This window comes from Sorangium sp. So ce124, assembly GCF_051525235.1.
In the GTDB taxonomy this organism is placed as follows: Bacteria; Myxococcota_A; Polyangia; order Polyangiales; family Polyangiaceae; genus Sorangium; species Sorangium atrum.
Genome location: NZ_CP150312.1, coordinates 1 through 12,229, shown reverse-complemented (window position 1 = coordinate 12,229; position 12,229 = coordinate 1). Strand labels below are relative to the sequence as shown.

The following is a 12,229-nucleotide window of genomic DNA, read 5'->3' as shown; positions in this document are numbered from 1 at the left end:
CCCGCCGCGGCGCGGCGAGGAGCCCCGCGCCGGCGACCGCGCCCGGCGCTCAGCTCTTCGCGTCGAGCGCGCGGGCGTGGACGACGGCCATGACGCCGCCGAGCAGCGAGGCGATGGGCGCGTAGGCCGGCGGGAGCACGAACGCGGCGATCACCGCGGCGCCGACGAGCGCCGGGGCGACGCTGAGCGCGAGCCCGACGCGCGCCTCGAGGCGCGTGCGGTGCGCGAGCGCGAGGGAGAGCGCGGCGTCGCGGACGTCGTCCGACGCGAGGACCGTGGAGAAGTCGGCGGGCGCCGAGCCGGCGGCGCCGAGCGCCACGGAGACGTCGGCGGCGCCGAGCGCGGCGTCGTCGACGCCCGCGTGGCCGAGGACGGCGACGCTCGTGCCCGCGTCGATCAGGCGGCGCACCTCCGCGCCGCGATCCGCGGGGAGGATCTCGGGGCGGATATGATCGATGTCGAGCGAGCGGCCGATCGCCTCGCACGTCTCGCGCGCGTCGCCCGACATCAGCACGGGCTCGATCTGCGCGTCGAGCAGGTGCTGGATGGCGGCCCGCGCCCCGGGGCGCAGCCCGTCCTGCAGGCCGATGATGCCGACGAGGCGAGCGCCGACCGCGACGAGGACCACCGTGCGCCCCAGCGCCTCGAGCTCGGCGACGCGGCTCTCGGCCGCGGCGATCGAGATCCGCTGCTCGAGCATGAGCGCGCGGTTGCCGACGCAGAGGTCCTCGCCGGACGAGGTGACGGCCGTCACGCCGAGGCCGGGGTGGAAGTTGGGGTTGCGCACGCCGTCGGGCCGCAAGCCGCGGGCGCGCGCGGCGCGGACGATCGCCGTCGCGACGGGGTGCTCCTCGGTGCGCTCCGCCCCGGCCGCGAGCGCCAGCACGTCGCTCGGCTTGAGCTTCTGCCCGGTCGCCTCCAGCTCCGCGAGCTCGGGCTCGCCGAGCAGCAGCGTGCCGCGGGCGCAGAACACGGCGACCGAGGTCTTCCCTGCGCGATCCCAGGCGTCGGCGCTCTTGTAGACGATGCCCCGGCGGAGCCCGAGCAAGATGCCCCGCGCAACGTGCACCGACGCGATGGACGCCGTGATCGCCGTGGACAGCGCGGCGAGCACGGCGGCCGCGGTCATCGCGATCTCGACCGGAGCGCGCCCGGCGACGAAGGCGGAGAGCGCGCCGATCGCCGCGGCGCCGATCGCCCAGCGCTCGGTCAGGGCGCGGGAGGCTTGCGCGATGGGCGCGAGGGCGTCCGCGCGCCGGCGGGCGTCGAGCAGGACGCGCGCGACCGCGCGATCGCCGCCGGAGAAGGTGCACGCGCCGACGAGGCGACCCCGGACCACGGTGGCCCCGGCGACGACCGGGTCGCCGTCGCGGCGGCGGGTCGGCGTGGTCGCGCCGATCCAGGGGAGGACCTCGACATCGCCGCCCGTGACGACGAGGTCGACGGGGACGACCTCCCCCGCGTCGACCTGGACGCCCTCGCCCGGTCGCAGCTCGTAGAGCTCATCCCCGGCGCCCTCGAGAGAGCCGCCGTCGCTGCCGCGCTGAGGGGCGCGGTCGGCAGGCGCCTGGCCCTGCGCCCACGCGCCAGGCGGCCGGCGCGCGGGCGCCGAGAGCACGGATCCGATCCACGCCCGCTCCGCGAACACGCGATGTCGGGCGCTCTCGATGAGCCACGCGCTGATCGCGCTGGCGGTGGCGATCACGCCGGCGAGCGACGCGGCCTCGGCCGCGAGGGCGCGGTCCTGACCGAAGAGGGCCCAGACGGCGGCCACGAGCCCACCCAGGACGGGCGCGAGCATCGGCGCCGGGTGCGGATCGGTGGCGTCGCGCGCGGTCGTGGCGGCGCGGCCGAGGAGCATCCCGGCGCTCACCGTGGCGAGCACGATGCGCGCGCCGATGACGAGCTTCGCGTCCCCGGCGAGGGTGAGCGCTACGGCCAGCGTCCCCGCGATGATCGCGAGCACGAGCAGGAGCGCGCCGATGTCCCGCGCCTCGACCGCATCGTAGCGCTGCGGCTCCTCGCTCAGGATGGTGTTCCCGATGGGCTCGAGCAGCGCGCGATCGTCGTCGAGGACGGGCAGGTCCGGGAGCTTCTCGTCGAGCGACACGGGCGGGAACGCGTCGACGATCGGCGCGTCGAGGTCAGCGACGCGCGCCGCGCCCTCGTCGGCGCTCGCCCGCGCGGGCTCGGCGCGCGCCGCGGAGGCGTGGTGCCCGCCGGCGCCGGGCGGCGCGCCCGACGGGAGCCCCCGGGGAGGGCCGGCGAAGGGCGCGCCCGACGCCGCGAGGCCAGCAGGCCGGCCGTCGCCCGGCGCAGGCGCCGCTTCACCGAGGAAGGCGTGGCGGCACCGCGCGTTGCAGAAGTAGTGGAAGCGCTGATCGAAGATCGCCACCTGCCCCGCGCGCAGCGGATCGATCAGCTTGCTGCAGCCCGAGCACGGGACGGGGGCGGCGGCGGGACCCGCGGCGCGCGAGGCGACCACCTCAACCCGCAGCCGGCGTCTCGGCGAGCGCGGCCTCGACCTCGGCCAGCGCCTCGTCGATCTGCGCCTCGCTCACGATCAGGGGCGGCGTGAACCGGAGCACGCTGTTGCCCGCGATCGTGAGCAGCACGCCCCGATCGCGCACGCGGCCGAGGGCGGCGCGCGCGTCGACGGTCGGCGCGAGGATGAGCCCGCGGAGCAACCCGCGCCCGCGCTCGCCGAGGCACACGCCCGGCAGCCGCGCGGCGATCGCGGCGAGGCCGCGGCCGAGCCGCTCGCCGCGCTTCACGGCGGCCTCGCACAGCTTCTCTTCCTCGATGACCGCGAGCACCGTGCGCGCCGTGGCGGAGGCGAGCGCGTTGCCGCCGTAGGTCGAGCCGTGCGAGCCCGGGGGCAGCGCGCCGTTGAGCCGCTCCCGCAGCACCAGCGCGCCGACCGGGAACCCGCCGCCGAGCCCCTTCGCGAGCGCCGCGGCGTCGCCCTGGACGCCGTCGTACGTCGCGCCGAGCCAGTGCCCCGTGCGCCCGATGCCGGTCTGCACCTCGTCGACGAGCAGCAGCGCGCCGTGCTCGTCGGCGATGCGCCGCAGCTCGGCGAGGAACCCCGCCGGAGCCGGCAGCACGCCGCCCTCCCCTTGCACCGGCTCCACGAGGATCCCCGCGACGTCCGGGCCCATGGCGGCGCGCACCGCGGCCACATCCCCGTAAGGCACGTGCGTGACGCCGTCGAGCGAGGGGCCGAAGCCCTCGCGGTACTTCGGCGTCCCGGTCAGGGCGACCGCGCCGAGGGTGCGGCCGTGAAACGCGTTGTCGAACGCGATGATCCGGTAGCGCCCCTCCTCGCCCCGGCTGAAGAAATGGCGGCGCGCGAGCTTGAGCATCGCCTCGTTCGCCTCCGCGCCCGAGTTGCAGAAGAAGGCGCGGTCGAAGCCGGTCTTCTCGCAGAGCTCCTCGGCGAGGCGGAGGTTCTCCGCGTTGAAGAAATAGTTGGAGACGTGCATCAGGCGGCCCGCCTGCTCCGAGATGGTCGCCACGAGCCGCGGGTGAGCGTGCCCGAGCGAAGCCACAGCCACCCCGGCGCACATGTCAAGGTACCGGCGCCCCTCCGTGTCGAAGAGCTCGCAACCCCTGCCGCGGTCGAGGACGAACGGCGGCTGGCGGTAGTTGCCGAGGAGGTGCTTCTGCGCCGCGAGGAGCGGCGCGCTGGCGGGCGTCGAGGCGTTCGCCGGAGGGGGTTCGGCGGCGCGGCTTGTGGCGATGCTCATGGGGGGCGATCTAACGCCGGGCGGGGCCTCGGAGCAAACGGTCGATGCGGCGCCCGCAGCGGATCGTGGAGACCCGGGCAAACCATGCGTCCGGAGCGCCTCTGGAGCGCCTCCGGAGCGCGTCCGGAGCGCCCGGGCGCCGACCCACGCGGGCGTCCTGGGCCGGGGCGGCGGCACGCGCCGGCGCGCTCGGACGCCGGCGCTCGCCTCCTGCCGACCATGGGCGTGGCGATTGCCAGCGGATCGCGGCTGGTTATAGTGCCGCCGTCCTATGAGCGATTCGGAAAGAAATGGGTCGAACCAGAACACGGGGGAGACGGCGGAGGCGCAGGCCGAGCGCGCAGAGCCTGCGGAGCAGCAGGCCCCCGCCCCCGAAGACAAACTAGGCGAGGCGCAGGCCGAGGCCGCGCGGATGCGCGAGCAGCTGCTGCGCACCGCCGCGGATTTCGACAACTTCCGTAAGCGCTCCCGGCGCGAGGTCGAAGAGGCGCAGCGCCGCGGCCGCGAGGCGATCCTGAAGGATCTGCTCCCGGTCTTCGACAACCTCGAGCGCGCGGCCAGCCACGCCGAGAGCGCGCCGGACGTGAAGTCGGTCGCCGAGGGCGTCCGGATCGTGACGAAGCAGTTCGTCGACACGCTGGAGCGCATGGGCATCAAGCGCATCGCCGCGGTCGGCAAGCCCTTCGATCCCAGCGTGCACGAGGCCATCCAGCAGCTCGACTCGACCGAGCACCCCGCCGGCGTCGTGATCGCGGAGGTCCAGCCGGGATACATGCTGGGCGATTACCTGATCCGCGCGGCCATGGTCGTCGTCTCGAAGGGCTCGCCCGTCGAGCCGGCGCCCGCAGCGAACTGAGCCTCCGCGCGGCGTCGCGCCGGCTCCCTCGGCGCACACCTCCGGCACGGTGCGCATCCTGGCGGTGGTCCTGTCCGGGATCTGCCGTGCCCCGCTACCTCGCCGCACGATCTCCCCAAATATCACGGGCGCCCAGGTCGTCTCCCCACCCGGCGAGCATCCAGGCCTGTAGTATCTTTCGCCGCATATGGGGAAGGTGATCGGCATCGATCTCGGGACGACGAACTCGTGCGTGGCTGTCGTCGAAGGGGCAGGCGTCGCCTCGGCGAACGATGTTCGGGTGATCCCGAACGCCGAGGGCGCGCGCACCACGCCTTCCGTGGTCGGCTTCCCCGCGAGCGGCGAGCGCCTGGTCGGACAGGTAGCGCGCCGCCAGGCGGTCACGAACCCGCAGAACACCATCTATGCGGTGAAGCGGCTGATGGGCCGCAAGTTCACCGCGCCCGAGGTCAGCAAGCAGATCAGCCTCGCGCCCTACAAGATCGTCGAGGCGCCGAACAGCGACGCGTGGGTCGAGGTCAAGGGGCGCAACTACTCGCCGCCCGAGATCTCCGCCGTGATCCTCGGCCAGATGAAGCAGGTCGCCGAGCGGTTCCTCGGCGAGCCCGTGACGGAGGCGGTGGTCACCGTCCCCGCCTACTTCGACGACGCGCAGCGACAGGCGACGAAGGACGCAGGGCGGATCGCCGGGCTGGACGTGCGCCGGATCATCAACGAGCCGACCGCCGCGGCGCTCGCCTACGGCCTCGACAAGGTGAAGGCCGAGACGATCGCGGTCTACGACCTCGGCGGAGGCACGTTCGATATCTCGATCCTCGAGATCGCGAACGGGGTCTTCAGCGTCAAGGCGACCGGCGGCGACACGCACCTCGGCGGCGAGGACTTCGACCAGCGGATCATCGACCTGCTCGCCGACGAGTTCGAGGGGAAGAGCCGCATCGATCTGCGCCGGGACCGCATGGCGCTGCAGCGGCTCAAGGAGGCGGCCGAGAAGGCGAAGCACGAGCTCTCGTCGTCGCTCGAGACCGAGATCAACATCCCCTTCATCGCCGTCGGCCCGGGCGGCGGGCCGCTCCACCTCGAGCGGACGATGCGGCGCAACGAGCTCGAGATGCTCTGCGAGGGCCTCATCCGGCGGACCATCGACGTCTGCCGCGCGACGCTCGGGGACGCCAAGCTCCCCGTCTCCGCCGTCAACACGGTGGTCCTGGTCGGCGGCATGACCCGGATGCCCGCGGTGCAGGCGGCGGTGCGCGAGTTCTTCGGTCGCGAGCCGAACAAGGGCGTGAACCCCGACGAGGTCGTCGCGGTCGGGGCCGCGCTGCAGGGCGCCGCGCTCTCCGGACAGGTGGACGAGGTGCTGCTCCTCGACGTGACGCCGCTGTCGCTCGGCGTCGAGACCGGCGGCGGCGTGAGCTTCAAGCTCATCCCGCGGAACACGACCATCCCCACCGAGCGGAGCGAGATCTTCACGACGAGCGTCGACAACCAGAGCTTCGTCCCCGTGCACGTGCTCCAGGGCGAGCGCGAGATGGCCGCGGACTGCCGGAGCCTCGCCCGCTTCGAGCTCACCGGCATCCCTCCCGCGCCGCGCGGGCTGCCCAAGATCCAGGTCACCTTCCGCATCGACGAGAACGGGATCGTCCGCGTCGAGGCGCGGGATCTCGGGACGGGGCGGGTGCAGGAGATCCGGGTGACCCCCACGAGCGGCCTCACGCCGGACGAGGTCGATCGGCTCGTCTCGGAGGGCGAGCGGTTCAAGGAGACCGACGCGCTCCGGCGCGATCTCGCCGAGCTCCGCAACCAGGCCGAGACCCTCGTCTACACGACCGAGCAGGCCCTCGAAGGCTACGGCGATCTGCTCGACGCCGAGCTCCTCGGCGAGGTCCACGCCGAGTGCGCGGCGCTGCGGAAGCTGCTCGAAGCCGGCGGCGACCTCGACGCGCTCCGGGACGCGTACGCGCGCCTCGAGGGGGCGGCGTTCCGGATCGCGGAGTCGATGTATGGAGGGGACGATGACGCCGGCGCGAACAAGGCCGTCGAGACATGACGCGCGGCTAGGCGACGCGGCCGGGGCGACGGCGCCGGCTCGCGCGCCGATCGCGGGCCGTCCCCTCCGGAGCGCCGCGCGCGCTCCAGGCGCAAGGGTGCGTGGCGCGCAGGCGGGCCGATGCTGAGCGAGACCTTCGGGCGGTATCGCTTGCTCGAGCGCCTCGGCGAAGGCGGCATGGCCGAGGTCTTCAAGGCGAAGAGCTTCGGCGTCGAGGGGTTCGAGAAGGTCCTCGTCATCAAGCGCATCCTCCCCAAGCTGGCCGAGCAGGGGCGCTTCGTGGACATGTTCGTGCACGAGGCCAAGCTCGCCGTGCGCCTCTCGCACGCGAACATCGTGCAGGTGTTCGACCTCGGCCGCGTCGACCATCCGAACGGCGATCCGACGAGCTACTTCATCGCGATGGAGTACGTCCCAGGGCTCGACCTGGCGACGCTCCTGGCCCGCTGCCGGAGGGCGAAGAGGCCGATCCCCCTCGCCATGGCCGTCTTCATGACGGCCGAGATCGCGAAGGCGCTCGATCACGCGCACCGGCGGCGCGACGAGCAGTCGCGCCCCCTCGGCATCGTCCACCGCGACATCTCTCCGCAGAACATCCTGCTCTCCTGGGAAGGCGAGGTGAAGGTCACCGACTTCGGCATCGCGAAGGCGACGCAATCGATGACCGACGAGGAGGTCGGCGAGAACCGCGCAGGGAGGATCCGCGGGAAGCTCGCCTACATGAGCCCGGAGCAGTCCCGCGCCGGCGCGATCGACGGCAGGAGCGATCTCTTCTCGCTCGGCACGGTGCTCTACGAGATGCTCGCCGGGTCGAACCCGTTCGCGGCGCCGACGGCGTTCGAGATCATGCGGCGGCTGCAGGCGAGCGAGTACCCGCCGCTCGCGCTCGTGCGCCCCGACGTGCCCCGGTCGCTCGTCGACGTCGTGAGCACGATGCTCGCGAAGAACCCCGAGGATCGGTTCCCCGACGCAGGGCGCCTGCACGAGGCGCTCCTCGGCTTCTTCTACGCGACGGCCGAGCGGTTCGGGGCGAACGACCTGGCCGAGTTCCTGGAGCCGTTCCACGAGGAGAAGAGCGCCGAGATCCAGGCGGGCGCCGTGCTCCAGGAGGAGCCGAACGGGGCCAACGAGCGCACGCCCGTCGAGGTGCCGCACACGACGAGCACGCGCAGCCGCTCGGCGTCGGGGCTCCTCCAGCTGCTCGAGAAGGCCGACAGCGGCCCGGCCGCGCGCGGGCTCGGCGAGCGGCGCGAGGTCACGGCGCTCGTGCTCATCTTCACGGGATCCGAGGACGACGCGGCGAGGCGCATGGCGCGGGCCCGCGATGTGCTGGCCCGCTACGGCGCGCTGCTGCTCGAGCAGGAGGCGTCGCAGCTCGTCGCCGTCTTCGGGCTCGGCGACGCCGACGGCCGCGACACGGAGGCCGCGGTGCGCGCCGCCCTCGTGATCCTGCGCTCGCGCGGCGGGGGCGCCGCGGTCTCCGCCGGCATCCACCTCGCCCGCATCCTCGTCGACAGCGCCGGCGCCCCGATCCGCGACGAGCGGCTCGCCTCGCTCATCGCCTCCGCCCAGGCGCTCGCCCGCGCGACCGAGTCCCAGGTCGCCGTGTCGAACCTCACCGGGCGCGTCCTCCGCAACGCGTTCACGACCGAGGAGCTGCCCGGCGCGGGCCGGACGGCGCCCGAGGGGGGGCGCGTCGTCACCTCCGCGCAGCCCCCGGACGGCGCGTACGGCCGCTTCATCGGCCGCCGCGACGAGCTCAAGCAGCTCGGCGACATCCTGGCCGCCGCCACGAGGAAGCGCGCGCAGATCGTCGTCATCCAGGGCGAGCGCGGCATCGGCAAGACGCGGCTGCTCGCCGAGATGGAGCGGCGGCTCTCCAAGGGCGACTACAACGTCGGTGTCTACGTCGCCTCGTGCCCGCACAACGGCGCCGACGTCCCGTGGAGCGGCCTCACCGCGATGCTCCAGGTGCTCTGCGGCATCCAGGAGGGCGACGACGAGGAGCGCATCCGCGCGGTGCTGCCGCGGCTGCGGGCGCTCGGCCTGCGCGAGGACGAGTCCGCGGCCGTGCTCGGTCAGCTCGGCGCGGCGCTCGCCGAGAGGCGGGCGCCGCAGGGGACGACCGCGATCCTGCGCACGGCGTTCCCGCGCATGGTGCAGAGCCTCTGCGAGGATCGCCTCCACTGCTTCGCGTGGGACGACGCGCAGGCGATGGACCAGCTCACCGCCGAGACCCTGCTCGCCACCGCGGGCCGCGCCGGCGGGCTCCGCGCCGTGCTGATGCTGGCGACGCGCAGCGACCCGCCGTCGCTGCTCGAGGCGCACCCCCACTTCTACCGGCTCAAGGTCGGGGAGCTCTCGGACAGCGACAGCGCGCGCCTCATGTCGGCGCGCATCGGCGCGACCTTCCTGCCGCCCGACGTCGTCGCCTTCTGCCGCGAGCGCGCCGGCGGCCACCCGCTCTTCCTCGAGGAGCTCATCAAGGAGCTCCTCGACTCCGGCGCGCTCAGCGTCGCCAGCGGCGTCGTGAAGGCGCGGCTCGACGGCGCGTCGGCGGTGCCGCGCTCGCTGCGCACGCTCATCGCGACCCGGGTGCGGCGGCTCGACCCGAGCGACCGCGCCGTGCTCCAGGCGGCGGCCATCCTCGGCGATCCGGTGCCGACCGAGGTCCTCGCGGCGCTCCTCCAGCAGAAGCTCCCGGTGGTGAACCGCGCGATCTCCGGGCTCGCGACCCGCGATCTGCTGCGGCTCAAGGGCCCCGCGCAGGCGAGCTTCGCGTCGCCCATGCACGGGGAGATCGTCCTCGACGCGATCCCGCCGGAGCTCCGCCGGGAGCTGCACGCCGCGGCCGCGGCGGCGTACGTCGCGGTCGTCGGCGAGGAGAGCGCCGAGCACGCCGAGCGCATCGGGCAGCACTTCTACCAGGCCGGCGATCGCGACCGCGCCGCCACGTTCTACGCGCGGGCGGCGCTCCACAAGATCCGCGCGAGCCAGCTCGATCCGGCGCTCCGGCTCATCTTCCAGGCGCTCGATCTCGGCGACCACGCCCACCGCTCGCCGGCGGAGCTCTCCGCGTGGCTCGGCGCGCTCGCGGACGTCGTCGTGCGCGTGCGCTCCGCGCCCGATCTCGTCGACGTCGCCGCCCGCGCGCTGAGGCGCATCGACGAGGCCGGCACGCCGGAGCAGAAGCTCTCGGCCCGCGTCGACCTGGCGCGCGCCCTCGGCGCGGTGGACCTCTTCGCCGACGCGTACGCGAGGCTCGAGGAGGCCTACGCCCTCGCCGGCGATCGGGAGGACCTCCGCCGCAAGGCGCTCGCGTGCGAGACGGAGATCGGCGTCCGGACGGGCGACTTCGCGCGCGCGGAGCGCGCCGTCGAGCAGCTCGAGGCGACGGGCGCGATCGACGATCCGAGGCTCTTGCTCGCGATCTCCCAGACGCGCGCGGCGACGGGCGACATCGCGGCGGCGCTCCGGGCCCTCGATCGGGCGGAGGCGCTCGGCGATCCGGGCGACCTCGCGGCGGCGAGCGAGCGCGAGAAGCAGCGCGTCCTCGTGCACGTGTTCCTGCGCGACTTCGACGCGGCGGTGAAGAGCTCCGCCCGCGCCGTCGACCTCGCCCGGTCCGCGGGCCTGCGCTTCGAGACCGCCGCCGCGCTGCACAACCTCGGCGACGCGAGCCGGCGGCTCGGCGATCTGCCGCGCGCCTACGCGTCGCTCACCGAGTCGAAGGAGCTCGCCGAGGAGAGCGGCCACGAGCGCCTCGCCTCCATCAACCGCGCGCACCTCGCCTACCTGGACGGGCTGAGCGGCGCGGCCGGCGCCGGCGAGCTCCTGCGCGAGCTCGCGCGCTACGCCGACGCGCGCTCCTACCGCACCGACGCCCTCGAGAGCCGGTACCTGCTCGGCGCGCTCCTGAAGCAGCGGGGCCTGGTCAAGGAGGCGCGGCGCGAGCTCGCCGAGGTGCTCGATCTCGCGTCCGCGTACGGCAACAAGCTCGTCGCGGACGACGCGCGCTCGGCGCTGTCCGAGCTCTGATCCCTCGCGCTCGTCGCGCGGCGATCCACGCGACGAGCGGCCCGCCGGCGGCCAGAGGGCCCGTCCGCCGGCAGGTCGCTCTCGTGCCGCGCGCGCCTTCCGCGTCGCGCGCGCGGGGGGTCACTCGTCGGCGAGCTTCTTCTCGAGCGCCTCGAGGTGGGCGCGGACCTGCGGATCCGAGTCCCGCTGCGCCTCGATCTTGCGGACGGCGCTCATCACCGTCGTGTGATCGCGGTTGCCGAAGGCCCGCCCGATCTCCGGGAAGCTGCACTTCAGCCGCTGCTTGCAGAGGTACATCGCGACGTGGCGCGCGAAGGCCACGCTCTTGTGGCGGTCCTTCGAGGTGAGGTCGATCGAGCGCAGGTGGAAGTGGTGGCACACGGCGCGCTGGATGTCCTCGACGCTCATCATCTGCGCGCGCGGCGGCGACGTGGCCGTGATCTCGGCGCGGGCGAACGGGAGGTCGACGGGGCGGCCCGTGAGCGAGCTCTTGGCCGCCAGCCGGATCAGCGTCCCCTCGAGCTCGCGGACGTTGGAGCGGACCATCTGCGCGAGGTAGAGCGCCACGTCGTCCGTGAGCGCGATGCCCTCGAGCGCCGCCTTGTTCCGCACGATCGCGACGCGCGTCTCGAGCTCCGGCACCTGGATGTCGGCGACGAGCCCCCAGGAGAACCGCGAGACGAGCCGCTCTTCCATGCGCTCGAGGTTCTGGGGGTACTTGTCGCTCGTCACGACGATCTGCCGGTCGAGCGTGTGGAGCGCGTTGAAGGTGTGGAAGAACTCCTCCTGCGTCTGCTCGCGCCCGGCCAGGAACTGGATGTCGTCGACGAGCAGCACGTCGCAGCTCGACCTGTACCGCGTGCGGAACTCGTCCATCCGGTGGTGCTGGATGGCCGTGATGAAGTCGTTCGTGAACTTCTCGGCCGAGACGTAGATGATCCGCGCGTCCGGCCTGCCCTCGAAGACGCGGTGCGCGATCGCGTGCATGAGGTGGGTCTTGCCGAGCCCCGTGCCGCCGCAGATGAAGAGCGGGTTGTAGCGGCGCCCCCCGCCGCCCGCGGCCGCGATCGCGGCCGCGTGCGCCAGCTGGTTCGAGGGGCCCACGACGAAGCTCGCGAAGGTGTGCTTCGGGTTGAGGTCGTCCGGCATCGACGGGACGCGCCGGAGCGTCGGCTCGGGGCGGGGCGCCGGCGCCGGCGCCGCGCTGGTCGGCCGCACCACGAGCGCCCGCGGACGCACCGGGGTGAGCTCCACGCGCTGCGCAATGGGCGCGACGAGGTTCTGATCCACCGTCCACGCGACCTGGACCGACCAGCCGGTGAGCTCTCGGATCTTGTCCGTGAGCGCCGGCAGGAAATTGTCCCTGACCCACTCGAGGACGAACTCGTTCTGGACACGCAGCGTCAGCACGCCGTCGGTCAGATCATCGAACTGAACTCCCCCGAACCACTGATCGAAAGTGGCCGGGGAAAGCGCCCGCGTATGCTCGATCGCCCGATCGAAGACCTCGCGCGGCTCGTGTTTCGGAATCGTCAT

The 12,229-nt window shown here is 73.6% G+C and carries 6 protein-coding genes; 3 read left to right on the top strand and 3 right to left on the bottom strand.

Going from position 1 to position 12,229, the window contains the following annotated elements:
- Positions 1–49: 49 nt before the first annotated feature.
- Positions 50–2,485: an HAD family hydrolase gene (locus tag WMF19_RS00030; protein WP_437897199.1), complete on the bottom strand. Its 2,436-nt coding sequence runs from the start codon at positions 2,483–2,485 to the stop codon at positions 50–52.
- A gap of 1 nt (position 2,486) precedes the next feature.
- On the bottom strand, positions 2,487–3,749 hold the full coding sequence (locus WMF19_RS00025) for an aspartate aminotransferase family protein (protein ID WP_437897198.1): 1,263 nt from the start codon (positions 3,747–3,749) through the stop codon (positions 2,487–2,489).
- Between the two features lie 271 nt (positions 3,750–4,020).
- Here WMF19_RS00025 and grpE point away from each other — a divergent pair, with 271 nt between their 5' ends.
- The 3 genes from grpE (at position 4,021) to WMF19_RS00010 (ending at position 10,693) form a co-directional block, all read left to right on the top strand.
- The gene (gene grpE / locus WMF19_RS00020) at positions 4,021–4,605 is read left to right on the top strand and encodes a nucleotide exchange factor GrpE (RefSeq protein WP_437897197.1); all 585 of its coding nucleotides are present in this window, start codon (positions 4,021–4,023) and stop codon (positions 4,603–4,605) included.
- Positions 4,606–4,792: 187 nt separating this feature from the next.
- Positions 4,793–6,655 carry a molecular chaperone DnaK gene (gene dnaK, locus WMF19_RS00015; protein WP_437897196.1) on the top strand — a complete coding sequence of 621 codons (1,863 nt, stop codon included), beginning with the start codon at positions 4,793–4,795 and terminating at the stop codon, positions 6,653–6,655.
- A 120-nt stretch (positions 6,656–6,775) separates the two neighbouring features.
- The gene (locus tag WMF19_RS00010; RefSeq protein WP_437897195.1) at positions 6,776–10,693 is read left to right on the top strand and encodes a serine/threonine-protein kinase; all 3,918 of its coding nucleotides are present in this window, start codon (positions 6,776–6,778) and stop codon (positions 10,691–10,693) included.
- Between the two features lie 120 nt (positions 10,694–10,813).
- On the opposite strand, the gene dnaA is transcribed toward WMF19_RS00010, so the two are convergent.
- The gene (gene dnaA / locus WMF19_RS00005; protein ID WP_437798086.1) at positions 10,814–12,229 is read right to left on the bottom strand and encodes a chromosomal replication initiator protein DnaA; all 1,416 of its coding nucleotides are present in this window, start codon (positions 12,227–12,229) and stop codon (positions 10,814–10,816) included.

Coding starts and splice junctions, on each gene's coding strand:
- WMF19_RS00010 (WP_437897195.1), top strand. CDS start 6,776: ATGCTGAGCGAGACCTTCGGGCGGTATCGCTTGCTCGAGCGCCTCGGC.
- WMF19_RS00025 (WP_437897198.1), bottom strand. CDS start 3,749: ATGAGCATCGCCACAAGCCGCGCCGCCGAACCCCCTCCGGCGAACGCC.
- dnaK (WP_437897196.1), top strand. CDS start 4,793: ATGGGGAAGGTGATCGGCATCGATCTCGGGACGACGAACTCGTGCGTG.
- grpE (WP_437897197.1), top strand. CDS start 4,021: ATGAGCGATTCGGAAAGAAATGGGTCGAACCAGAACACGGGGGAGACG.
- dnaA (WP_437798086.1), bottom strand. CDS start 12,229: ATGACGATTCCGAAACACGAGCCGCGCGAGGTCTTCGATCGGGCGATC.